General features: G+C 69.6%; 17 protein-coding genes. 11 read left to right on the top strand and 6 right to left on the bottom strand.

Annotated elements, in window-relative coordinates; all coding sequences use genetic code 11:
* Positions 1 to 22 precede the first annotated feature (22 nt).
* The 4 genes from ACWC09_RS32920 (at position 23) to ACWC09_RS32935 (ending at position 7869) form a co-directional block, all read left to right on the top strand.
* Positions 23 to 1552, top strand: a complete 1530-nt coding sequence (locus ACWC09_RS32920) for a glycosyl hydrolase family 28 protein (protein WP_450854575.1) — start codon at positions 23 to 25, stop codon at positions 1550 to 1552.
* Positions 1549 to 4884, top strand: coding sequence for an alginate lyase family protein (locus ACWC09_RS32925; RefSeq protein WP_450854576.1), 3336 nt, complete (start codon positions 1549 to 1551; stop codon positions 4882 to 4884). Before ACWC09_RS32920 ends, ACWC09_RS32925 begins: the two co-directional genes overlap by 4 nt.
* Before the next feature lie 28 nt (positions 4885 to 4912).
* Positions 4913 to 6175, top strand: a complete 1263-nt coding sequence (locus tag ACWC09_RS32930; protein WP_450854577.1) for an alginate lyase family protein — start codon at positions 4913 to 4915, stop codon at positions 6173 to 6175.
* Positions 6176 to 6285: 110 nt separating this feature from the next.
* The gene (locus ACWC09_RS32935; protein WP_450854578.1) at positions 6286 to 7869 is read left to right on the top strand and encodes a carboxylesterase/lipase family protein; all 1584 of its coding nucleotides are present in this window, start codon (positions 6286 to 6288) and stop codon (positions 7867 to 7869) included.
* A gap of 109 nt (positions 7870 to 7978) precedes the next feature.
* Here ACWC09_RS32935 and ACWC09_RS32940 read toward each other — a convergent pair whose 3' ends face one another.
* Together ACWC09_RS32940 and mmuM are read right to left on the bottom strand one after the other, a co-directional pair.
* A complete protein-coding gene (locus ACWC09_RS32940; protein ID WP_450854579.1) occupies positions 7979 to 9034 on the bottom strand; it encodes a LacI family DNA-binding transcriptional regulator in 1056 nt (351 codons plus the stop codon).
* Between the two features lie 118 nt (positions 9035 to 9152).
* Positions 9153 to 10073 carry a homocysteine S-methyltransferase gene (gene mmuM, locus ACWC09_RS32945; RefSeq protein WP_450854580.1) on the bottom strand — a complete coding sequence of 307 codons (921 nt, stop codon included), beginning with the start codon at positions 10071 to 10073 and terminating at the stop codon, positions 9153 to 9155.
* A gap of 129 nt (positions 10074 to 10202) precedes the next feature.
* Here mmuM and ACWC09_RS32950 point away from each other — a divergent pair, with 129 nt between their 5' ends.
* Both ACWC09_RS32950 and ACWC09_RS32955 read left to right on the top strand, forming a co-directional pair.
* Entirely contained in the window at positions 10203 to 11624 is a 1422-nt protein-coding gene (locus ACWC09_RS32950; RefSeq protein ID WP_450854581.1) for an amino acid permease, read from the top strand.
* Entirely contained in the window at positions 11617 to 12723 is a 1107-nt protein-coding gene (locus ACWC09_RS32955; protein WP_450854582.1) for an aminoglycoside phosphotransferase, read from the top strand. The genes ACWC09_RS32950 and ACWC09_RS32955 overlap by 8 nt, the downstream gene beginning before the upstream one ends.
* A 13-nt stretch (positions 12724 to 12736) precedes the next feature.
* On the opposite strand, the gene ACWC09_RS32960 is transcribed toward ACWC09_RS32955, so the two are convergent.
* Positions 12737 to 13288 carry a hypothetical protein gene (locus ACWC09_RS32960; protein ID WP_450854603.1) on the bottom strand — a complete coding sequence of 184 codons (552 nt, stop codon included), beginning with the start codon at positions 13286 to 13288 and terminating at the stop codon, positions 12737 to 12739.
* 162 nt (positions 13289 to 13450) lie between these two features.
* Positions 13451 to 15541, bottom strand: a complete 2091-nt coding sequence (locus ACWC09_RS32965; protein WP_450854583.1) for an autotransporter — start codon at positions 15539 to 15541, stop codon at positions 13451 to 13453.
* A gap of 189 nt (positions 15542 to 15730) precedes the next feature.
* Here ACWC09_RS32965 and ACWC09_RS32970 point away from each other — a divergent pair, with 189 nt between their 5' ends.
* Both ACWC09_RS32970 and ACWC09_RS32975 read left to right on the top strand, forming a co-directional pair.
* Positions 15731 to 16810: a glycoside hydrolase family 43 protein gene (locus tag ACWC09_RS32970; protein ID WP_450854584.1), complete on the top strand. Its 1080-nt coding sequence runs from the start codon at positions 15731 to 15733 to the stop codon at positions 16808 to 16810.
* 1 nt (position 16811) lies between these two features.
* Positions 16812 to 18221, top strand: coding sequence for an RICIN domain-containing protein (locus tag ACWC09_RS32975; protein WP_450854585.1), 1410 nt, complete (start codon positions 16812 to 16814; stop codon positions 18219 to 18221).
* 19 nt (positions 18222 to 18240) lie between these two features.
* Here the strand turns inward: ACWC09_RS32975 and ACWC09_RS32980 are convergent, their stop codons facing one another.
* On the bottom strand, positions 18241 to 19920 hold the full coding sequence (locus ACWC09_RS32980) for a rhamnogalacturonan lyase B N-terminal domain-containing protein (protein ID WP_450854586.1): 1680 nt from the start codon (positions 19918 to 19920) through the stop codon (positions 18241 to 18243).
* 200 nt (positions 19921 to 20120) lie between these two features.
* Here ACWC09_RS32980 and ACWC09_RS32985 point away from each other — a divergent pair, with 200 nt between their 5' ends.
* Both ACWC09_RS32985 and ACWC09_RS32990 read left to right on the top strand, forming a co-directional pair.
* Complete coding sequence (locus tag ACWC09_RS32985; RefSeq protein ID WP_450854587.1) at positions 20121 to 21200, top strand: rhamnogalacturonan acetylesterase; 1080 nt, start codon at positions 20121 to 20123, stop codon at positions 21198 to 21200.
* A gap of 108 nt (positions 21201 to 21308) precedes the next feature.
* Positions 21309 to 23015, top strand: a complete 1707-nt coding sequence (locus ACWC09_RS32990) for a DUF2264 domain-containing protein (RefSeq protein WP_450854588.1) — start codon at positions 21309 to 21311, stop codon at positions 23013 to 23015.
* Positions 23016 to 23203: 188 nt separating this feature from the next.
* Here ACWC09_RS32990 and ACWC09_RS32995 read toward each other — a convergent pair whose 3' ends face one another.
* Positions 23204 to 24592: a hypothetical protein gene (locus ACWC09_RS32995; RefSeq protein ID WP_450854589.1), complete on the bottom strand. Its 1389-nt coding sequence runs from the start codon at positions 24590 to 24592 to the stop codon at positions 23204 to 23206.
* 66 nt (positions 24593 to 24658) lie between these two features.
* Here ACWC09_RS32995 and ACWC09_RS33000 point away from each other — a divergent pair, with 66 nt between their 5' ends.
* A complete protein-coding gene (locus ACWC09_RS33000) occupies positions 24659 to 25027 on the top strand; it encodes a VOC family protein (protein WP_450854590.1) in 369 nt (122 codons plus the stop codon).
* Positions 25028 to 25075 lie beyond the last annotated feature (48 nt).

A 25075-nucleotide genomic window follows, 5' to 3' on the forward strand; every position in this document is an offset into this window, starting at 1 on the left:
ACCTGTTGCAAGGAGTCGCACCATGAACACGCCCCTGTCCCGTCGTACGGCGCTCCAGGCCGCCGGTGCCACGGTCCTCGCCGCCGGACTCTCCGGTGGTCTGACGGCCACGACGGCCCATGCGGACGAGGCCAACTCCGCGCCGAAGCTGGTCACTTACCCGCTTCCGTCCGGCATGCCGACCAACGCCGGCTTCAAGGTGCGGGTGCGCACCGCGCCCGACGGCGACTGGCAGACCCTCGACATCTACCGGCCGCAGCTGGAGGAGATCAACCCCACCACCGGCTCCGGCAAGGTCTACAACTCCTCGATGGTGTACTTCGACTTCCGGGGCTCGGTCGAGCTGGAGATCACCTACCTCAAGGGCGGCACCACCACGGCCCGCGTGAGACCGGACTCGTACGGCATCAAGCCCGAACTCGGCGGCGACACCCTGGTGTTCACCCTCGACGAGCCCAAGGACCTGGTCGTCCAGATCAATGCCGAGATCTTCGACTGCCTGCACATCATCACCAACCGGATCGACCCGAACCCGCCCGCCGAGGACGACCCGGACGTCCTCTACTTCGGCCCCGGCGTGCACACCGTCACCGGAAACGTCCTCAACGTGCCCAGCGGCAAGACCGTCTACCTGGCGGGCGGCGCCGTCCTGAGCGCGCAGGTGTACTTCAAGGACGTCGAGAAGGCCGGCATCAAGGGCCACGGTGTGATCGCCAGCCCGTACAACGGCATTCTCGTCGAGGGCAGCAAGAACATCTGCGCCCAGGATGTCATCGTGCTCAACCCGAGGGGCGGTTACATCTCCACCATCGGCGAGAGCCAGAACGTCCGCTACAAGAAGGTCCGCGGCTTCAGCTCGCGCGGAAACGGCGACGGAATCGACATCTTCTCCTCCTCCGACGTCGTCCTCGACGGCTGTTTCCTGCGCAACTCCGACGACTGCGTCGCGATCTACGCCCACCGCTGGGACTACTACGGCGACACCCGCGACATCACGGTCCAGAACTGCACCCTGTGGGCCGACGTCGCCCACCCGATCAACATCGGCACCCACGGCAACACCGACGCCCCCGAGACCATCGAGAACCTGCTCATCAGGAACATCGACATCCTCGACCACCGCGAACCCCAGATGAACTACCAGGGCTGCATCGCCCTCAACCCCGGCGACTCCAACCTGATCAAGAACGTGCGCATCGAGGATGTCCGGATCGAGGACTTCCGCTGCGGTCAGGTCATCTACATGAAGGTGATGTACAACCCGAAGTACAACACCTCGGTCGGTCGCGGTATCGAAGACGTTTACGTCAAGAACCTCAGCTACACGGGCACGCACGCCAACCCGTCGCTGTTCCTGGGCTACGACGCCGATCACGCCATCAACAACGTCACCTTCGAGAACCTGGTGATCAACGGCGTCGTCATCGCCGACTCGATGAGGAAGCCCAGCTGGTACTACACCACCGACGCCATCCAGTGGTTCTACAACGAGCACGTGACGAACCTGAAGTTCCTCACGACCGCCGAGGCCGAGGCGGCCGCCGCGTCATGATCACCCCAGGACCGAGCCGCCGGACCTTCCTCGGCGGCACGGCGGCCCTGATGCTGGCCGCGGGCGCGAGCGGACTGCTCGTGCCCACCGCCGCCCGGGCCGCCGAACCGAACGCCACCGGCAGCAGACTCTTCGCCCACCCCGGCCTCCTGCACACCTCGACCGACCTCGCCCGGATGAAGGCGGCGGTCGCGGCCAAGCAATCCCCCGTCTACGACGGCTACTTGGCGCTCGCGGCCCACGCACGCTCCCAGTCGACGTACGCCATCCAGAACACGGGCCAGATCACCTCCTGGGGTCGCGGCCCCACCAACTTCCAGAACCAGGCCGTCGCCGACTCGGCCGCCGCCTACCAGAACGCCCTCCTGTGGGCCGTCACCGGCGACACCGCGCACGCCGACAAGGCCCGCGACATCCTCAACGCCTGGTCGGCCTCGCTGACCGCGATCACCGGCGCCGACGGCCCGCTCGGTGCCGGCCTCCAGGCCTTCAAGTTCGTCAACGCCGCCGAGCTGCTGCGCCACACCGGTTACGACGGATGGGCGGACGACGACATCGCACGCTGCGAGGCGTCCTTCCTCGACGTCTGGTATCCGGCGGTATCCGGTTACATGCTCTACGCCAACGGCAACTGGGACCTGACGGCCCTGCAGACCATCCTGGCCATCGGTGTGTTCTGCGAGAAACCCGTCCTCTTCGAGGACGCCCTGCGCTTCGCCGCGGCCGGCGCGGGCAACGGCGGCATCCTGCATCGGATCGTCACCGACGCGGGCCAGGGTCAGGAGTCCGGCCGCGACCAGGGCCACGAGCAGCTCGCCGTCGGCCTCACCGGCGACATCGCCCAGGTCGCCTGGAACCAGGGCGTCGACCTGTGGGGCTTCGACGACCACCGCATCCTCGCCAACTTCGAGTACGACGCCCGATACAACCTCGGAAACGACGTCCCCTTCACCCCCGCCCTCGACCGCACCGGCAAGTACATCAAGACGTCCGTTTCCGCGACCGGCCGCGGCACCCTCCCGCCGATCTACGAGATGGCCTACGCCCACTACGCCGGCGTCCGCGGCCTCGACACCCCGTACACCAAGGCCGCAGTCTTCCGCGGCACCGGCGGTACCCGCGTCGTCGAGGGCAGCAACGACGACCTGCCCAGCTGGGGCACCGTCGCCTACGCCGGTACGACGGCCCCGGCCTCGACCGTGCCGACGGCACCTGCGGGCGTGACGGCGGTGGGTGACTCCCGTTCCGTCAGCGTCAGTTGGCTGCCGTCGGCGTGGGCGAGCACATACACCGTCCGCCGGGCGAGCGAGCTCGGGGGCCCGTACGAGGAGATCGCCCGGGACCTCGACAAGCCGACGTACACCGACGACGGGGTCCGCCCCGGGCGGACGTACCACTACACGGTCAGCGCCACCAACGCCCGAGGCGGCAGCGGTGATTCGAGCCCCGCCTGCGCCACCGCCGGCCTCCCCGACCCCTGGTCCAGCCAGGACCTCGGCACCGTGAAGATCCCCGGTTCCGCCGCCTTCGACGGTGAACGCTTCGTCCTGGAGGCGAGCGGCACCACCGACACCTACCGGATCGCCCATGTGCCCCTGCGCGGCGACGGCAGCGTCACCGCGCGGATCGTGTGGCCGCTCAGCTCGCAGTACTCCAAGATCGGCGTCACCCTCCGGGCCTCCCTCGACGCGGACGCGGCGCACGCCGCCATGCTGATCCAGGGGCTGCCGCTGCACACCTGGAGCGGCGTGTGGAGCGTACGGGCCACGGAAGGGGCGGACATCTCCGCCACCGGCAGCACCCCCGTGCCGCCCGCCCAGCAGGACGCCATCACCGTCAACGCGGCCTTCCCGATCTCCGGCCTCGGCGCGCTCCCCGAGTCGGCGACTCCGCTCGAGGCCCCGTACGTCGAGGGCGCGGGTGACGGCTACCGGCTGCGGGCGCCCTACTGGGTCCGGGTGACCAGGAAGGGCCGTCGCTGCACCGGGGCGATCTCCCCGGACGGCATTCGCTGGACCGAAGTCGGTTCCACCGAGCTCGAGTTGGGGCGCGCGGCGTACGCCGGACTCGTCCTCACCTCCTGCCTTGGCGTCGACGAGGACTACGCCGAGACCGGCACGGGCGCCTTCGACAACGTCACCGTCACCTCGGACCGGGGCGACGTCTGGTGCGTGCCGCGGCCCGCCGGTACCGCCACCGGTCTGCTTGCCGCCACCGGTGCCGACGCCGTCGAGCTGACCTGGACCGACCCGGACCCCTCGGCCCGCTTCAAGGTGCTGCGCGCCGAGAGCGCCGACGGTCCGTACCACACCCTCGCGACCGCCATCGGCCCCGTCGGCTTCGGCACCCGTATCCGTTACGCGGACGCCACCGGTACCCCCGGGACGACGTACCACTACGCCGTCGCGAAGACGAACTCCGGCGGCCGCGGCCCGCTCTCGCAACCGTCCGCAGCACAGATGCCGACCCCGGCGACACCCCAACTCACCTCCGCCACCACGGCGTTCGCGAACAGGGGCGTCCCCTTCCGGCACCTCCTGCGCGCCACGCACGAGCCGATCCGCTTCACCGCCGACGGTCTCCCCGACGGCCTGCGCGTCGACGGACGCACCGGCCTGATCTCCGGATCGCCGCATGAGACAGGGGAGTTCACGGTCTCGACCACCGCCGGCAACGCGGCCGGAGAAGGGTCCGGCACCCTCACCCTCACCGTCGGCACACCCCCGCCCGCCCCCTGGACCTACGGCGACCTCGGCGACGTGATCCTCGACGACCGGGCCTACGGGACGCTCGGCGTGGTCGCGATCCGCACTCCGGGCAGCACGTCGTACGAGGACGGGACCTTCATCGTCCGGGGTGCGGGCGTCGACCTGACCGTCAACGGCCAGGGAATGACGGGTCAGTTCGTACGGCAGCCCGTCACCGGCGACTGCACGGTCACCGCCCGGCTGGTCTCCCGTGCCGGGGCGACCGCCGACCGGGTGGGGCTGCTGATGGCCAAGTCCCTGTCCCCCTTCGACCAGGCCGCCGGAGTGATCGTCACCGGCGGAACGAGCGCGCAGCTGATGCTGCGCAAGATCGTCGCCGGTGCTTCCGTCCTCTCCGGGACCACGACCGTACAACTGCCCCTGTCACTGCGGCTGAAGCGCACGGGAACCGCTTTCGCCGCGGCTGTCTCCACCGATGACGGCGTCACCTGGACCGACCTCGCCTCCGGCGAGATCCCCGGGTTCGGTGACGCCCCCTTCCACGTGGGTCCGGTCGTCTGCTCCCGCAGCCCGCTGGCCCTCGGCACCACCGAGTTCGACGAGGTGAGCATCAACCCCGACTGATCCCCCCACGGATTGGAGTCGTACCGAAATGAGCCGCATTTCCCCCCACCAGCCCCCTGAGCAGGGCGAGTTGAGCCGACGTGGTCTGTTGCGGACCGCCGGCGGACTCACCGCCGCGCTCGCCCTCGGGGGCTCGGCGGTCGCACTGGCGGACAGCACCGCCGGCGCGGCACCGTCGACCTGGACCCACCCCGGCATGCTCCACAACGCCGGCGACATCAACCGCGCCAAGGTACGGGTCGCCGCCGGTACCGACCCCTGGCTGTCCGGCTGGAACAAGCTGACCGCCAACTCCCACTCCCAGTCCACCTGGACCAACCGGGCGACCGCCACGATCGTCCGCGGAGCCGACAGCGGAGAGAACTACGGTCTGCTCTACAACGACATCGCCGCCGCCTACCAGAACGCCCTGCGCTGGAAGGTCGGTGGCACCGAGGCCAACGCGGCCTGCGCCGCCGCCATCCTCAACGCCTGGTCGACCACGCTGACCGCGGTCACCGGCAACGCGGACAGATTCCTCGCGGCCGGCATCTACGGCTGGCAGTTCGCCAACGCCTGCGAACTCATGCGGGGCTACGACGGCTTCGACCTCGCCGCCGCCCAGGAGATGATGGCGAACGTCTTCTACCCGCTCAACAACAGTTTCCTGACCAACCACAACGACGCCTGCATCACCAACTACTGGGCCAACTGGGACCTGTGCAACATGGCCTCGGTGCTGGCCATCGGGATCCTCAACGAGGACAGCTCCAAGTACGACCAGGCCGTCACGTACTTCAAGTCCGGCGCCGGAAACGGTTCCCTCGCACACGCCGTGCCCTACCTGTACACCGACTCCGACGGCTACGCCCTCGGCCAGTGGCAGGAGTCCGGTCGCGACCAGGGCCACAGCGTCATGGGCATGGGCCAGATGGGCGCGATCTGCGAGATGGCCTGGAACCAGGGCGACGACCTGTACTCCTACGACAGCCGGAGGTTCATGAAGGCCGCACAGTACGTGGCCAAGTACAACAGCGGCGACGCCGTCCCCTTCACCACCTACACCTGGGGCACCGGCCAGAGCTGCGCCACCTCGTCCCAGACGGTGATCAGTACCGCCAGCCGCGGCCAGGTCCGGCCGGTGTGGGCCATGCTCCACTTCCACTACAACCGGCGCCTCTCGTTGGACGACAAGTACATCTCGGCCATGTACTACGACCTCGTCGCCCCCGAGGGCGGCGGCGGTGACTACGGCTCCACCAGCGGCGGCTACGACCAGCTCGGCTTCGGCACGCTGATGTACGCCAAGTAAGCGTTTACGCCGAGTAGCGGCCGAATCGCGCTCTGCACCGGAATACCGGAGCGATCTGTGATGCTCTGTTGTTACCGGTGCGGAGGCGCGGTGAGGAGGCTGGTGGGCACATGACGACAGCAGTCCAGAGGGACCCCGTGGTGAGCACGCCGTACGGGGCGGTGCGCGGCCGTTACGAGCACGGGGTCGCGGTGTTCCGGGGCATCCCGTACGCCGCACCCCCCTTCGGTCCGCGCCGGTTCCGGCCGCCCGTCCCGCCCGAGCCCTGGGACGGTGTGCGCGACGCGGGGTCCTTCGGGCCGACGCCGCCGAAACCGCCGTACTCCGAGGCCTTCGAGAAGTACCTCTCCGACCCCGTCGTCCCGGGTGACGACTGCCTCAACCTGAACATCTGGACGCCGGAGCCGGGCCCCGCCGCCCGGCTCCCGGTCCTGGTGTGGGTGCATGGAGGGGCCCTGACCAGGGGTTCTTCCGCCATCCCGGTGTACGACGGGCGGAGCTTCGCCCGCGACGGCGTCGTCCTCGTCTCGATCAACTACCGGCTGGGCGTCGAGGGCTACGGCCTCTTCCCGGACGCCCCCGCCAATCCCGGACTGCGCGACCAGCTCGCCGCCCTGCGCTGGGTGCACGAGTCGATCGCGGCCTTCGGCGGCGACCCCGACCGGATCACCCTCTTCGGTCAGTCCGCGGGGGCGATCAGCATCGGCGCCCTGGTGGCCGCCCCGCAGGCGCGGGGCCTGGTGCGACGGGCGGTCCTGCAGAGCGGGCCGCCCGAAGCGTTCGACCGGGAGAAGGTACGGCGGATGGTGCGCCGTATGGCCACCCGGCTGAAGATCCCCGCCACCGCCGCGGCCTTCGCCGACGTCGACCGCGAGCTGCTGCTGCGCACCCAGGCGGACGTCGGCCGGCTCAGCAGCCCCGTCCTCGGCGGTCCTTCCTTCGGCCTGGTCGTCGACGGCGACCTCGTCCCGCGCGACCCCCTGGAGGCCCTCGTCGACGGCGACGCGGCCGAGGACGTCGACCTGATGCTGGGCTGGACCAGCGACGAGTACCGCCTCTGGCTCGTCCCCGGCGGCCTCCTCGAACGCGTCGACCGGCTCGGCGCAGTCGCCCTCGCCGGAGCCATGGCCCGCTGCCACTGCGGCACCGAGGTGCCCCGCGGCTACCGCGCCCTCCGCCCGGAGGCCGGCACGGCCGAGATCGTCGGCCAGCTCGTCACCGACCACCTCCTGCGCATCCCGCTGCACCGTCTGGCCGACGCCCGCCCTGAAACCGCTTACGTCTACGAGTTCGCCTGGCCCTCCACCCTCCCCGACCTCGGGGCCTGCCACGCCCTCGAGCTCGGTTTCGTCTTCGACACCGGCGACGTACCGGAATCGCGCAAGCTCGCAGGAGAGGGTGCGCCGCAGGAGCTGGCCACGGCGATGCACCAGGCGTGGGTGCGTTTCGCGGTGGACGGCGACCCGGGGTGGGAGGCGTGGAACGACTCGCACCCGGTGCGCATCTTCGACGCGGGCGAACCCCACACGGTGTACGGCCCCCGCGACGCCGAACTCGCCCTGTGGACGGCCACCGAATCCGCACTCCGCGAACCGGCCCCGGCCGGTGCGGCCGACGGCGCGCCTCTGCTCGCCGGGGAACTGCGCTCGGCGGTACGCCGCCTGCGCCGCTCGGCGGGGGCACGTCGGCACTGAGGCGGGGGCACGTCGGCACTGAACGGAAACACCGACGGAAACACCGATGGAAACACGGGTGCGTGAACGGCCTCGGTGCGTGGCTGACCCAGGGCCTCGACGTCCCCTGCTACCCGTCCACCGACCCCACGGAGTCCCGGACCACCACATGCGTCCCCAACAGCAGATGCTCGTCCGGCGCCTCCGGGGTGCGGCCCAGGGCGGTGCGGACGGCGAGGCGGCCGAGTTCCTCGTACGGGACGTGGACCGTGGTGAGGGCGGGATGGAGGTCGCGGGCGAACGGAATGTCGTCGTAACCGGCCAGCGAAACATCACCCGGCACGTTCAGCCCCACCTCGTGCAGGGCGGTCAGCGCGCCGGCCGCGACCATGTCCGTGGCGGCGACCACGGCCGTGAACTCCAGCTCCTTCTGCAGGGCTTGGCGCATCAGACGGTGGCCCGAGTCGCGGGTGAAGTCGCCGTGCAACACAAGCGCCGGGTCGGGCTCGATGCCGCGGGCGCGGTGGGCGGCGAGGTAACCGCGCTCCCGGCCCTGGGCCGTGGTGTGGTCCGGTTTGCCGCCGAGGAACAGGACACGCCGGTGGCCCTGGGAGAGGACGTGGGCGACCAGGGCGTACGCGCCGCCCTCGTTGTCGTACTCGATGACCGTCACCGGTGCCCCGGGGCCGAGCGGCGGCCGGCCGCACAGCACCAGCCGGGAGCCGGCCGACGCGAGCGAGTCGGCGATACGGCGGGTGCGCTCACGGTACTCCGGGGTGTCGGCGGCGCCGCCCACCAGGATCACCGCGGCGGCCCGCTGGGCCCGCATCATCTCCACGAACTCCAGCTCGTGCCGGACGTCCCCCTCCGTGCTGCACACCAGACAAAGATGCCCGAGCCGCGTCGCCTCCCGTTCCACGCCGTGCGCCATGTGGGCGAACGACGGCCCGGTGATGTCCTCCAGCACGAACGCGAGCGTGGGTGTGCCGACCCCGGCGATCGCCTTGGCGCGCGCGTCGGCGACGTAGTCCATCTCGCGCACGGCCCGCATCACCCGGGTCCGCGTCGCCGCGCTCACCGGATACACCCCACCGAGCACCCGAGACACGGTCGACGCGGACACCCCGGCCCGCGCCGCGACATCCCGGATCGTGCTGCGGCTCGCGTCCTCACTCTTCCTGGTCATCCCTGTCTCGCCCCTCTCCCGCACACGAGAAAGCCCACCCCTGGAGAACGGCGGAAACAATACGGCAACCGGTTTCGAAGGGCGAGTAGGGGAGCGCCGGCGCCTGATCGCCGCAGCGTTACCCCGCGCGCAAGGTCTCCGCGATCCCAGCGATCGCCCCCGGCCCCACCCGACAGCACCCGCCGATCAACCGAGCCCCCGACTCCCGCCACCCGGCAACCTGCTCCGGCGAGAACATGGGACGTCCCGTCCACGCGCGCGCCTCGGCATCCCAGGCCTCCCCACTGTTGGGATAGACGACGACAGGTTTGCCGGTGACACGGGCGGCAGTCCGCACCGCACGATCGACATCCTGCGGTGCACAGCAGTTCACCCCCACCGCGACGACCTCATCCACCTCGGCGGCCAGCCCGAACGCCTCCTCCAACGGTTGCCCGGCACGAGTCCGCCCACCCTCGACGGTGTACGACAACCAGGCAGGCACCCCGAGCCCCCGTACCGCCCGCAACAACGCCTGCGCCTCTTCCGTGTCGGGAACCGTTTCCAGGGCGAACACGTCGGGACCGGCGGCGGCCAGCACCTCCAGCCGAGGCCGATGGAAAGCCTCCAGCTCGTCCACGCTCAGGCCGTACCGCCCGCGGTACTCGGAGCCGTCCGCCAGCATCGCTCCGTAGGGCCCGACCGAGGCCGCCACCCACAGCGGCCGCCGCACGCCCTTCGCCTGCGCCTGCCCGGCCGCCTCACGGGCCAACTCCACGCTGAGCGCGAGGAGTTCAGCAGCCCTGGCGTGGCCGATACCGCGCTTGGCGAACCCTTCGAACGTCGCCTGGTAACTGCTGGTGATCGCCACGTCCGCGCCCGCCGCGAAGTACGCGAGGTGCGCCTCGGTGATCGCCTCGGGCCGCTCGGCGAGCAGTCGGGCCGACCACAGCTCGTCGCTCAGGTCGTGCCCGGCGGACGCGAGCTGGTTGGACATGCCGCCGTCGAGGACGACGGTGCCGGTGGCGAGGGCTGCGGCGAGGGAGGTGTCGCTGGTCATGCCACGAGGCTAGGCGAAGCGGCATGCGGCGGCCGTCTGTGTCCAGTACATGAACAGATCGACCAGCATGTGGGACGTCGGGTTACGATCACGCCCTCCCCGTCCCCGCTCATCCCCACGGAAACCGCCATGACCGCCACCAGGCCCGCCGAGGCCGCGGACCCTTCCGGGCCGCCGAAGACCACCAAGGTCCCCGAGCCTTCTGAGGCCGAGAAGGCCGCCGCACCCGCCCCGCGCCGCCGCACCTTCGGCCTCGCCGCCGCCACCGCGCTCGTCATGGGAAACATCATCGGCGGCGGCATCTTCGCCCTGCCCGCCGCCGTGGCCCCGTACGGCACGGTCAGCCTGCTCGCCTTCGTCGTCCTCTCGGTCGCCGCCGTCCTGCTCGCCCTGCTCTTCGGCAAGCTGGCGCGGCGCAGCCCGGTCACCGGCGGCCTGTACGTGTACCCGCGCGACGCGTTCGGCCCGTTCGCGGGATTCCTGTCGGCGTGGTCGTACTGGACGATGTGCTGGGTCAGTATCGCGGCCCTCGCGGTCGCGGTCGTCGGCTACGTCGACGTCCTGATCCCGCTGCACGGCAACCACGCCCTTGAAGCGGTCGTCGCGCTGGGCGCGCTGTGGTTGCCGGCCGCCGCGAACTTCGCGGGCACGCGCTGGGTCGGGGCGGTCCAGGTCGTGTCCACGATCCTGAAGTTCGTGCCGTTGCTGCTCGTCGCCACGATCGGCCTCTTCTTCGTCGACGCGGACAACTTCGGTCCGTTCAACGCTTCCGGCGACAGCGCGCCGGGTGCCCTCGCCGCCGCGGCCGCCCTGCTCCTCTACAGCTTCCTCGGCGTCGAGTCGGCGGCGGTCAGCGCGGGCGAGGTCGACGACCCCGAGCGCACCGTCGGACGCGCGAGCATCCTCGGCACCCTCGCCTCCGCCCTCGTGTACATCCTCGGCACGGTCGCCGTCTTCGGCCTCGTCCCGCACGACAAACTGATCGACTCCGGCGCCCCCTTCGCCGACGCCGTGAACGCGATCACCGGCGGCTCCTGGGGCGGCACCGCGATGGCCCTGGTCGCCGTCGCCTCGATCACCGGCTGCCTCAACGGGTGGATCCTCATGGCCGCGCAGATGCCGTACGCCGCCGCACGCGACGGACTGTTCCCGAAACCGTTTGCCCGCGTCGGCAAGGGCGGCGTGCCCGGCTTCGGAGTCTGGGCGGTGGCCGTCCTCGGCACGCTCCTCATCGCCCTCAACTACACCGCCGGCCCGGACACCACCTTCCGCGTCCTCGTCCTGATCACGACGTTCACAGGCTGCGTGCCCTACCTGCTCTCGGCCGCGGCCCAGCTGTACTGGCTGGCCCAGGGCACGCGAGACCGCGTCCGCCCGGCAGGCCTCGTCCGCGACCTCCTCGTCGCCGCCCTGTCCTTCGCCTTCTCCTTCTGGCTGATCGCGGGAGCCGGTTACGCGGCCGTCTACCAGGGTGTGCTGTTCCTGTTCGCGGGGATTCCGGTGTACGTGTGGCTGCGGGGGCGGCGGACGGCATCCTTGGAGGATGCCTGAAACCGCTCTCCCGAACGCCGAGGCGCGTGAGGTTCTCGGCGCGGACGACGCCGTCTTCGAACCGCTCGTGCACAACCCCAAGAACGGTGTCACAGCGGGCGTGTGGCGGGTGTCGGGCGGTGGCCGCACGGCCGTCCTGAAGGTCCTGACCCGCACCAAGGAGGCCACCGGGCGCTGGGCGGCCACGGACGACCCCCGGCACTGGAACTACTGGCGGCGCGAGGCCGATGCGTACGAGTCCGGGCTCGTGCGGGTGTGGGAGCGGTACGGCGTCCGTGCGCCCCGTCTGCTGGCCTGTGTCGAGCGAGCGGACGGCGACGTGGCGTTGTGGCTGGAGGACGTACGGGGCGAACCGGGGACCTCCTGGTCGCTGGACCGGCATGTCTCACACGCGCGTCGGCTGGGGGCCGCGCAGGGAGCCATGGGTGAGGTGGCCGACCGGCCGTGGTTCTCGCGTCGGTTTCTGCGTGAGTACGTCGGTAGTAACACCCGCGGGCAGGAACTTCTCGATGACGACGAAGCCTGGCAACAGCCCCTGGTGCGCGACCACTTTCCGGCCGGGCTGCGCCAGGAGATGGTTCGGCTGCACCATGACCGCGAGTGGTTTGTGGACATCATGGAGGCACTGCCGCGTGCCTTCAGCCATCTCGACCTGTGGCCCGCGAATGTCCGTGCGGACGGCGCGGAGAGTGTGCTGTTCGACTGGGCGTTCGCCGGTGACGGGGCGCTCGGTGAGGACCTCGGGAACTACCTCCCCGACTCGGTCTTCGACCTGTTCGTACCGGCTGCTCGTCTGCCCGAGTATGCGGCGCGGGCGTACGAGGCGTATCTGCACGGTCTGCGGGAGAGCGGCTGGCGAGGCGACGAGCAGGTGGTGAGGTTGGCCGTGTGCGCGTCGGCGGTCAAGTACGACTGGCTCACCGCGCTGAGTCTGGCCAGGGCGGGGGAGGAGCAGGTGGACTACGGCGGTGCGGGGGTTGTCTCCGGTGAACTGCGCTATCGGGAGCGGGGGTTGACGCTTGCGTTCCTTGCCGGGTGGGCGGAGGAGGCGCGTGGGCTGGCGCCGAGGCTGGGATTTCCGCGGGCGCCCAGTGCGTGACCGGGGACCGGAGTCAGTCCAGGCCGGTCGCCCAGGCCGTCAACGCGGCGAAGTCCTCGACGGCAAGACCCCGTCGGGGGTCGACCCGGTGCAGTAGGGCGGGACCATCGTGGTGCTCCTCCACCCAGGCGCGGTCCGCCGCTGTGATCTCGTCGTCGATCCAGGCGAACGCCCTGCCCTTCGCCCACGCGACGATCTCCGGCGTCTTCCAGAACACACCGTCGCCGGGCTCGGCCCGCGGCGAGGACCAGGCGACGAAGGGCAGCTCGGGCAGTCCCAGGACCGGTGCGATGAAAGCGTTGGCTTCCTCCTCCCACGTCGTCGCCCACACCAGGTCGAAGGGGAGCGCCTCCAATGCCGGGCCGTGAAGCGGGTTGAGCCACACGCGCAACGGTTTCACCGGCTTGTTCGGCAGGCCCCACAGAGTCAGCCGACGCCGCTCGGCGGCCTCCCAGCGCGGCGTCAGCAGCCGGTGGGTCTCGTATCCCTCAGGCCGGCGATGGGGCTTGGCGGCATACGGATTCAGCGGCCCGTCCACATCCACCAACAGCACGGGACGCACCAGCTCACCCCCCCTTGATCCTGACTCGCACGGTACCGGCCGATGCGGAGACAGCCCAGCGAAAATCGGAAGGGGACGATCTTTGGTCTGCGGGCCGGCGGCGGCTTGTCGCGCCCACGCTCGGAGCCGCGCGTCGATACAGCCCCGCGCCCCTTCAGGAGCGCGTCACCTCGCTGCGTGTCTGCCCGTACGCCTGCGCTTCGTCACCGGGATCAGGAGGCCTATCAGCAGGCCGACCGCCAGTACGTACGGCCACCAACCCAGGCCGCTGCTGGCCGTGTTGGCCGTGCGCGGGGCTGCGGCGGCGGCGCTCGATGTCGTGTGTTTCTGCTCGACCGTCTTCGAACGGCCCGCGCTGGTCGCCGTCAGCGTCACGTCGTTGCCGTCGCCGCCCTTGTAGCTGATCCGGTAGGTGGTGTCGGCGAGTTCGAAGTGGGTGCCCTCCTTGAGGCCCTTGAACGCGCCCGTCGTCCTGGACTTGCCGGTGTGCTCCAGGACCGTGATCGCCTGTGCCGGCTTCGTCCCGGCGGCCGAGAAGTCGAAGTCGCCCGCCAGCCGGACCGGACCCTTCACCTTCAACGGCCGTTCGGACAGGACCAGTTCACCCTTCGCGCTCTGCGTGTACGCGCCGGACACCGTCAACCCGCCCGTGACCACACCCTCGTTGGTCACCGCACCCTGCACCGTGCCCTGGCCGCTCAGTGACGTCGTCACCCGCAGGCCGGACGAGCCCGCGTCGAGCCGTGCGGCCGTTCCCGCCAGCCGAATCGCCTTGCTGCGTACGAGAGTTGCCCCGTCGCGCAGTGCCAACGTGCCCTTCTTCACGGTCGTCGTCCCGGTGTACGTCACCGCGCTCCCGGACAGCGTGGCCGTCGCGGAGCCCGACTGGACCAACGACCCCGTCCCGCTGAGGTGTGACAGCTTCACCGGATGTGTCACATTCCGTACGACCAGGGTTCCGTCGTTCACGATCCGCCGCTGGTCCGTCCCCGTCAGCAGTGAGCCGTCGCCGCTACCGCCCGACCCGAGCCCGAGCCGCAGCACCGCCCCCTTCTCCACGGTCGTGGAACCGTCGTAGTACTGCGCCGCCCCGAAGGTCACATCGTTACCGCGTGTTCCCGCGATGACGACGTCCCCGGCGCCCGGCGCGGCCAGCGTGTCGTGGTATCTGCCGCCGCCGATGGGGGCGCCCAGTGTGACGGGCCCGTTGTAGTCGAAGGTCAGCTTCGAGCGGCGGCCGCTCTTCTCGTGCAGATTGATGTAAACGGTGTCCCTCGTGCCCGGCATGAAGATCCGGTGGGTCGTGCCGTCGCCCCACTGCACGTCCGCGCCCTCGATGTTGGTGCCGCGCTTGTTCAACTGGTGGGCGACGGGCTGCCAGTTGAGGTTCGAGGCGCTGAGTGCGGGGCTGGTGTCGCCGCCACGGTCGCTGTAGCTGTACTGGCCGGTGAGGACGACCCTGCTGCCGGGGCGGGTGTGGACGTTGACGTCGCTGCCGTACGCACGCTCGTAGAAGTTCTGGCGCAGGGTGATCGTCTGGTACAGCGGGGTGTCGATGATCCAGGAACCCTGGTTGACGATCGCGCGCGCATGGGGCAGAGCCACCGGGTACTCGGGGCGGCCGACCGCCATGCCGGTGCCGTTGTCGATGACGCCGGAGAAGGGGTGGGTCCCGGCCAGGTCGAGGGTGCCCCACATGTTGCGCGGCTGGGTGACCAGGCCCGCGCCGCTGATGGTGCCGATGTTGAAGGTGCGGGTCAGGGACAACCTCAAGGTGCCGTCGACCCGGATGTTGAGTTCGTTCAGCTGGTAGCCCGGCGTGTTGTACGGGAAGTGGCCGATCAGGCCCGTGCCGCCGCCCGTGCCATACTGCAGGGTCGTGCCTCGCTCGACCGTGATCGCCGGCGGGTCGGGGTTGGTGACCGTCGTGTACGGGTGGTTTCCGCCTTGCGTCCTCACCACCTGCCGCTGCCGGGACTTCGGCAGGGTGAAGTCGCTGTCCCTGGTGAGGACCAGCGTCCCGCCGCCGCGCACGGTGAGCGTGCCCTCGCCGCGGAGGACGCCGTCGTACGTCGTCGTCCCGGACGGCACGGTGACCACGGTGTCGCCGGTCAGCGTCACGTCCCGGTCGGCGAGCACGTCGGCGGTGGCATCGCGGGTGGCGGCCGCCGCGGCGGGGGGAGCGGCGACGGCGAGGGCGGCCACGGCCGCGAGGGCTCCCGCGGCGGCCGCTGTCTTGTGGGTATGGCTGCGCACGTGATCGGAGACGGCCGGGGCGAGGATCGATAACAGAAAATCCAGGACGCAGAAAGCGCCTTCTTTTCTCACGTCCAACCCGTTGACCTCCTCGTTCCCCAGCCTTACCTTTCGGCTGTTCGCAATAACAACAGATGTTCTCAATATCGAACATCACTCTCAGGACACCCCACCCGAGAGGCAGTCCGCATGAGCCGCGCCCCCGACGTCCCCGATCGACGACTGCTGCTGAAAGGAGTCCTGGCCGCGGGCGTGCTGGCGGCGACCCCCGCAGTCGCCGAAGCCGCCCCGAGCCCGAAGAAGGCGGCCCCGTTCATGAACCCGCTGGTCCGGCAGCGCGCCGACCCCTACATCCACCGTCACGCAGACGGTTTCTACTACTTCACGGCGACCGTCCCCGAGTACGACCGCATCATCCTGCGCCGTTCCCGTACTCTGAACGGCCTCGCGACCGCCGCCGAGTCGGTCATCTGGACCAAGCACACCACCGGCGTCATGGGCGCGCACATCTGGGCGCCGGAGATCCATCGCATCGGCGGCAAGTGGTACATCTACTTCGCCTCCGCGCCCGCCGAGAGCGTCTGGGACATCCGCATCTGGGTGCTGGAGAACGCCAACGCCGATCCGTTCAAGGGCACTTGGGTGGAGAAGGGGCAGGTGAAGACCGCCTGGGAGACCTTCTCCCTCGACGCCACCACCTTCAGCCACCGGGGTGGGCGTTACCTCGTCTGGGCCCAGCACGAACCCGGCATGGACAACAACACCGGGCTGTGGATCTCCAGGATGGAGAATCCATGGACCCTGACGGGCCCTCAGATCCGGCTCTCCACACCGGAGTACGACTGGGAGTGCGTCGGCTACAAGGTCAACGAGGGCCCAGCGGTCCTCGCCCGCAACGGCCGGCTCTTCCTGTCCTACTCGGCCAGCGCCACCGACTACCACTACTGCATGGGCCTGTTGACGGTCGACGCGGGCGCCGACCTCATGGACGCCGCCAACTGGTCCAAGTCCTCGACCCCGGTGTTCACCAGCAACGACACCACCAAGCAGTACGGTCCCGGCCACAACTGCTTCACGGTCGCCGAGGACGGCCGCAGCGACGTCCTCGTCTACCACGCCCGACAGTACAAGGAGATCACCGGTGACCCCCTGAACGACCCCAACCGTCACACCCGGATCCAGAGACTCGGCTGGAAACCGGACGGCACCCCCGACTTCGGCATCCCCGTGGCCGACACGGTGACCGACTCCGTAAAGGAGAGTGCGTGAGATGAGACGTGCGTACGCGGTGCTGCTCGCCCTCTGTCTGGGCCTGTTCGGCGCCCTCGCGACCGCAGGACCGGCCCAGGCGGCCGCCTACACCATCACCAACGGCACCCAGTTCACGGACACATCGGGCAACGCCGTGCACGCCCACGGCGGCGGTGTCATCAAGGTCGGGTCGTACTACTACTGGTTCGGCGAGGACCGCAATTCCGACAACACCTTCAAGTACGTGGACGCCTACCGCTCCACCGACCTGAAGAACTGGGAGTTCCGCAACCACGTACTGACCCAGTCGTCCGCCTCGGAGCTGGGCACCGCCTACATCGAGCGGCCGAAAGTCATCTACAACGCTTCCACCGGGAAGTTCGTGATGTGGATGCACAAGGAGAACGGCGTCGACTACAGCCAGGCCCGCGCCGCCGTCGCCGTCTCCGACACCGTCGACGAGAACTACACGTACCAGGGCAGCTTCCAGCCCCTCGGCCAGTACATGTCCCGGGACATCACGACCTTCGTGGACACCGACGGCACCGCGTACATGGTCTCCGCGGCCAACGAGAACTACGACCTGCACATCTACCGGCTGACCTCCGACTACACCGCCATCGACAGCCTGGTCGCCAACCCCTGGGCGGGCGGTCACCGCGAGGCACCCGCCCTCTTCAAGCGCAACGGCGTCTATTTCATGCTGACTTCGGGTGCGACCGGCTGGAGCGCCAACCAGCAGCAGTACGCCACCGCGACCAGCCTCGCCGGCCCCTGGACGTCCTGGACGAACGTCGGCGACTCCACGGCCTACAACTCCCAGACGGCGTACGTCCTCCCGATCACCGGGACCTCGGGCACCTCGTACCTCTACATGGGCGACCGCTGGGGCAACTCCTTCGGCGGCACCGTCAATGACTCCCGTTACGTCTGGCTGCCGTTGACCTTCCCGTCCTCCACCTCGATGTCCATGTCCTGGTACCCGGAGGTCACGATCGACACCGCCGCCGGCACCATCAGCGGCACCGGCGCCACCTACAACACGCTCATCGCCCGCCACAGCAGCAAGTGTGCGGACGTACCGAACCAGTCCCTGTGGCAGGGCGTCGCGGTCAGCCAGTACACCTGCAACAGCGGCACCAACCAGAAGTGGTGGTTCAAGGACCTCGGAACCGGTTACTACGAGCTGATGGGCCGTGGCAGCTCACTCTGCCTGCAGGAGAACGACACCAACATCACCCAGGAGAACTGCACCGGCGCCACCACCCAGCAGTGGTCGGTGGTCACCTCGGGCTCCTATGTGAACATCAAGGCCCGCACCACCGGCGAGTGCCTGGACGTGTCCGGCGCGTCCACCGCCAACTCCGCCGCGATCATCACGTACACCTGCAACGGAGCGACCAACCAGCAGTGGACACGCGGAACCTGACGTTACGTCAGTCCATCGGTCAGCTCAGCAGGTCGATCGCGTCGATCGACGTGCCCGCACTGAGGAAGGACGTCGACCCCGAGCCGCTCGCCACGTAGATCTTCAGCGTGTTGTACGCGCTGGTGTCCGTCAGCCAGGCGGACGCCGGCACGCTGTAGGTGAACGTGTAGTTGTTGCCCCGGTACGAGCCCACGGTCAGCGACCGGGTGCTCGGCTGGGAGGGCGGTGAGGGGACGGCGGAGGTCCAGGTGTCGTTGACGACGACCTGGGGCCGGCCGTTGGCGTAGGCCGTCGTCACGCCGATGCGCAGGGTGTGCGCGGCGGCGGCCTGGGCGGCGGTCAGCTTGAAGTAGACGACGATGCCGCTGTTGACGTCCTTCCAGAGGTAGCAGGGAAAGGCGGACGTCTCCGTGCCGCTGCCGATGACGACGTTTCCGGTCCAGGAGGAGGCGCGGACGTCGGACGGATGCGCGTACGTCATCAGGTCCGCGTTCTTGAAGCCGCCGGGTGTGCCGTCCCAGTTGTTGATCCGCCAGATCGCGCTCGCGTTGCTCGGGTCGTTGGAGGACGGGATCGCGATGGTGTTGAGCGTGGTCGTCCCGCCGGCGGTGACCGTCACCGAGCTTGTGTAGACGGCGAGTTCACCCTTGAAGACGGTCAGGGTGTACGTCCCCGGCAGGACACCCGGGATGGAGAAGTAGCCGTCGGACGAACGCGCCGAACCCCAGTACTGTGCCGCAGAGTTGGCGAGCCCGACCGTGTACGCGTACGACGTGTCCCGCCCGGTGATCCCGACGCCGGCGACCTTGCCGCGTCCGCTCGCCGCCACGTACCCCGAGATGCCGAGCGAATCCGCCCAGGAGGTGGTGAGGTTGGCATGGTAGAGCGAGGACGAGGGTGCGCCGCCGTCCGTGAAGGCGATGACGTACGGGCCCTGGAGGCCGAAGCGCTGGGACTCCGTCTGGTTCTCGCCGTAGTAGAGGATCTCGTACAGGCCGCCACCGTCCGCGCTCTGGTGCCGCAGCAGGGAGCGGTAGAAGGGGCCGCCGGAGGCCTTCTCGTGGTTGGAGCGGACCACCCACAGGCCGACGCTGCCGGTCGTCCAGCCGATGTAGTCGTAGTCGATGACCCGGTGCTTCGAGTAGTGCTTGGACCGGGTCTGGCCGTCCGACTTGGCGAAGACGTCCGAGGCCTCGATCGTGCTGGTGGTGTACGTGTAGGAGTCGGGCTCGTCATTGAGGAACTTTCCTGCGTTGACGCGCACGATGTAACGGGTTGCGGAAACCGAGTCGTCGGCCTTGTTGGTCCACAGGTAGACGTTGTTCTCGCCGCTGCGGGCCGCGTAGTAGTGCTTGAGCGTGCCGTACGCAACCGATATCAGGATCGTCGATCCCGACTGACCGATCGTCACCGTCGAGGTGCCGAGGCCCGATTCGATGTGCGAGTTCTTGCCGCCGTAGCCCTGGTACTCCGTGCCCTTGTAGACCAGCGAGGTCAGGTCGCCGTTGGACTTGCTGACCTTGAAGACCAGACTGGCGCCGGTGTCGACGACGTAGTTCGAGCCGTCGTCGCTCCAGCCGAAGCTCGCGGCGGACGCGGACGGGGCGAGGGGGCCGGCGAGCGCGGCCGTGCCGGCGGCGGCCGCGGAGCCGAGGACGAAGGTGCGGCGGCCGACCGGTCTGTTCGGGGTGTCGGACATGGGGGTGCCTCCTTCGGAAGCCGTGGGGGTGCGAGTGGTTGTGAGAGTGACAGTTGAATCGATTTCGCGAAAGGGCTTTCGCTCGCCAGAGGTTGGCAATCTTGTGAAATTGGTCGAGAGGCTAGAAAGCGCTTGCCAATAGGGGTACGGTCCAGCCGCCAGGCCCTGTCGTCCTGCCGTCTCCCCGGAGGGATTCGCGAATGAGACGTTTCAACCTCGCCGTCCTGGCGGCGCTGACCCTGAGCGCCGGCCTGATCGCGGCACCGGCCCAGGCGCACGAGGGACCTCGCCCCCTCGGCATCGAGAACTGCACCGCCACCGCCTGCCACTTCGACGTCCCGCCCGGCACCTATGACGTCAAAGTCCTTCTCGGGGGCGAGACCGACTCCAGCACCGCCATCAGCGGCGAGACCCGGCGGTCCCTGCTCCCGGAGACGCCCGCCGCGGCCGGCCGGCGCGTCGCCCGCAGCTTCACGGTCAACGTCCGCACGCCGGAGGGCGAACCGACCGGCCCGGACGGAACTCCCGGTCTGGATCTCGTCATTGGCGGCTCGGCCCCCGCGCTCGCGGACATCCGCGTCACGCCCGCCCTCCCGCACGATCGGACGAACTCGCGCGGCGGGACCTCCATCACCCACCAGATCCTCCTGATCGGCGACTCCACGGTCTGCGACCAACCGGCCGACCCGTACTCCGGCTGGGGCCAGCAACTTCCGCAGTTCCTCCGCAAGGGCCTGTCCGTCGCCAACTACGCCGACTCCGGGGAGAGTACGGTCACCTATCTGGGGAACCCGCAGCTGTGGGGCACGGTGCAACCCCTGATCCGCCCCGGCGACCTGGTCCTCATCCAGCTGGCGCACAACGACAAGACCACCGATGAGGCGACATACCGCGCCAATCTGGAGACCCTGGTGGCAGGGGTGCGGGAGAAGGGCGGTCGGCCCGTCCTGGTGACGCCGATCGTCCGTCGGTGGTTCAATGCCGACGGCACCTTGAACAACAACACCGCGCTGCTGGTAAACGGTCTCGGTGTGGACCATCCTGCTGTCATCCGCTCGGTCGCGGCCGCGGAGGACGTTCCGCTGATCGACCTGACGGCGCGGACGAAGGCGTTGGTGGAGGCCCTCGGTGTGGAGGGCTCCAAGGCGATTTATCTCTACAACGAGAAGAAGGACAACACCCACACCTCCGTGCACGGCGCCACCGTGTACGCGGGCCTGGTACGCGACGAACTCGTCGCACGGCACCTGGTGCCCGAGGGCCTGGTGCGGGTGGAATGAGCCCCTGGGGCGTCCCGACCGGAACCGGGGCGCCCCAGGCCTGTACCCACGCCCGCAGGCCCGGCCATGGGACCGACGCCCGCAGAAACACCCGCTGAAAAGAGAGCCATGCACCTGCCCCCCGCCGACCACACCGTGAGCCCGTACACCGGTTACACCCGAGCCCACTGGGAAGCGGCGGCCGACGCCCTGCTCGCCGCGGTCGAGCCGTACGCGACGGAGGGCGGTGCGCTCTACCACTTCCCCGGAGACCGCCAGAGCTGGTCCGGCCGGCTCTCCGACGGTCTGGAGGGCTACGCCCGGACGCTGCTCCTCGCCGCCTTCCGCCGCGACGAGACGGCGCTGGAGCGCTACGCCGAGGGTCTCACGGCCGGTGTAACCGGTATCTGGCCCCGTATCGAGGACCGCAGCCAACCGCTCGTCGAGGCGGCGTCGATCGCCGTGGCGCTCCGGCTGACGCGCCCGCTGCTGTGGGATCGGCTGGACGACGGCGTACGACAGCGGGCGGCGGCCTGGCTCGGCGACGGGCTGACCGCCGAAGCCTGGCCCTGCAACTGGGAGTTGTTCCCGGTCACGGTCGGCGGATTCCTCCAGGAGATCGGTTACGAGACAGAGGCGTGCCGCAAGGCGATCGACCACGGCCTGGAGCGGATCGAGGACTGGTACGTCGGCGACGGCTGGTACACGGACGGCGACGGCCGCAAGTTCGACTACTACAACGGCTGGGCGATGCACCTCTACCCGGTGCTGCACGCCTGGCTGGCCGACGACGAGCAGCTGCTGGACCTCTACGGCGGCCGGCTCTCGCGCCATCTGCAGGACTACGCCCTTCTGTTCGGCGGTGACGGCGCGCCCATGCACCAGGGTCGCTCGCTCACCTACCGCTTCGCGACGACGGCCCCGCTGTGGCTGGGCGCGCTGTCCGGGCGTACACCGCTGTCGCCGGGGGAGACACGGCGGTTGGCGTCCGGGGCGCTGAAGTACTTCCTGGAGCGGTGCGCGGTGGACGAGCACGGGTTGCTGACCCTCGGCTGGCACGGTCCCAACTCCGCGGTCCTGCAAGGCTATTCGGGTCCAGCTTCCCCCTACTGGGCCAGCAAGGGCTTCCTCGGCCTGCTTCTGCCGGCGGACCACCCGGTGTGGACGGCGACGGAGGAACCCGGACCGACCGGGCGCGGGGACGCGGTCACGCCTGTCGGGCCGCCCAACTGGCTGTTGCAGTCCACGAGTTCGGACGGCGTGGTCCGGCTGCACAACCACGGCAGCGAGGACGTCCGTTACGACCCGTACTACACGCGACTCGCGTACTCGACGGTGACGGAGCCTTCGTCGTCGTACGACAACAGCGTGATCGTCGGGGACGATCCGAGCCGGACGGGGATCGAGCCGTTGGGCGCGGGGGAGGGGTGGGTGGCCTCCCGGCACACGGCGGGCGGAGGCGCACGGGTGACGAGTGTGGTGCTGGCGCGCGGGGCCGTGGAGGTGCGCGTGCATCTGGTGGCGGGGGCACCGCCGGGGACGGCGGTGCGGGTGACCGGGTGGGCGGCGGCGGAGGGCGTACGGTCCGAACTGCTGCCGGCCGTCGGATTGTCGGAGGCGCTGACCGGAGCGACCGGCCACGGTGACACGCTCTTCGTCGCGCTGGCTCGACTCACCGGGGAGGCGGAGGCGGTGCCGCTCGGGGAGACGGTGAGGGTGCGGGCGGACGGAGCGCGGGAGTTGACCGTGCACTGGAGTGCGGGGCCCGAGGTGCGGGTTCTGCTGGGGGCGTTCGGGGCCGAGATCGTCGTGGAGGAATCGCGCCCGGCAGGATAGAGCATCGTGACGAGGGGGACGGAGTCGGTCACCGTGTCGCCGGACGGAGACGTTCTGGTGTCGGTCACGTCCGACGAGGACGGCGTCCGGCCGGTCGCCGCGGCAGGCGCCGCCGCCGGCCATCCCGCGCTCCCCGTGGAGGTGCTGCGCCGGATGGCCGAGCGGCTGTCCTGGCTCGGTCGCCTTCATCAAGGCGTGAGCCGGGCGATCCTCAGTGTCTTCGAGGTCGGCGAGGCCCCGTTCAGCGGGGACGCGTACGACGGTGTCACCGGGACGTACGCCCAGGTCAGCGTCCCGTCCTTGAGGACCGCTATGTCACCCGTGATCCGGGCCTGGACCACCTTGTCCGCACTCTGGAACTTTCCGTTCCAGTCGATGAGCCGCAGATGCGTTCCCGTGAACGTGCCGGTACAGGTCCCGGCGTTGCACTTGGCGTTCTTCAGGGACTCCCAGGAGAGCAGGAGCCGGTCCTTGCCGTACGGCGCCAGGTGGACGTCGACGTGTTCGGTGCCCTTGGTGTTGGAGAGGTAAATCGCCTTGCCGGGGCCAGAGTTGCGGTTCTTGAGGAAGGCGACCGCCACCTGGTGGGTGCTGGTCTTCGGAGTGACGGTCCAGCCGCGGCCCGAGGAGTCGTCCGGGTTCTTCTTGGCGGAGGCGGCGCCACGGGAGGCGAAAGCGGTTGCGTAACGGCCGGCCGACGACCGCACCAGGTCGCCGGAGCGGCCGGGGAACGTACCGCCGCAGTACCCCGCCCAGCACTGCTCGCGCTGCACCACCGGCGCCACGTCCGGCGCGCCGATGCCCGTCGACACGAACAGGCCCGACCGCCAGTCGTCGAAGCAGAGGGAGGTGAAGGCGCCGGTCTTCTCGGCGTGCAGCGCGATGCCCTCGTTGTGGCTGCAGCCCCAGCTCCAACCGCCGCTCAGCTTCGAGCCCTTGCCGCTGATGTACGACAGCTTGTCGCCGTAGTGCCCGTCGGCGAAGCCGCCCGCGCCGTGCACGACGAAGTACGCGCCGTACTTGGAGCCGTTCCAGGTGAGCTGGCCGTCGAGCGTCGGGGACGTGTCGTGGGAAGCGGTTCCGGTGAGTTTTGTACGCCAGCTCTGCTTGCCGTTGGTGTAACGCACGAGCGCGGCCGCCGTGTCGTGCCACTTGTTGGTGTCGGCGACTCGGGTGAGCAGCGCGAAGCCGTCGTTGTGCGCGACCAGACCGCCGACCTCCTTGGCGCCCTTGACGATCGTGTCCGCGCCCGAGCGCTTCCCGGCCGAGGTCAGCGGCGTGACATGGATGCCGTCCGAGGCCGGCCAGGCCACCCGCAGGGTGCCGTTCGGGGCGACGGCTGTCGCCGTCCGGGTCCACTCGCGCGTGTTGTTGTAACCGGTGGACAGGTAGGGGAACTTGGCCGACAGGCTCACCGAGGTGGTGGAGACCGCGAGGTCGCCCGCCGTGGTCGTCGAGGCGCCGGCGGTGGCGTACCAGGCGCCGATCAGCGCGGCGGTCGCGGCGAGTCCGGCGATCAGGGGCTTACGGGCGACCCGGACCCGGCGGTGAGACGTCGTGCGTCTTGCGGTTGTCATGCCCCCAGGTCGACGCGGGCCGTAAAAAGGTTGCCGCCCGTGACGTGGCTCACGACAATCGCGCGCATGACTTCTGCCATCCGCCATGTGACGATCGACTCGGCCGATGCCTACGCCCTCGGGAGCTTCTGGTCCGGGGTACTCGGACATCCCCTGCACGACGATGACAAGCCGGGAGATCCCGAGGCAATGATCGTCGGCGCCGGTCTCCTGTTCGTCACCGTGCCGGAGCCCAAGTCCGTCAAGAACCGCGTCCACTTCGATCTCCAGCCGCAGGACCGCACCCGCGACGAGGAGGTGGACCGCGTGCTCGCCCTCGGCGCCACACTGGTCGACGACCGCCGCAATCCGGACGGCACGGGCTGGGCCGTTCTCGCCGACCCGGAGGGCAACGAGTTCTGTGTGGAGCGGAGTGCGGCGGAGCGGGGGAACTGAGTCGGCCCCGGAAACCGATTCCCTCCCCGCACAGTTCGGTCGGCACCG

This window comes from Streptomyces sp. NPDC001617, assembly GCF_053596855.1.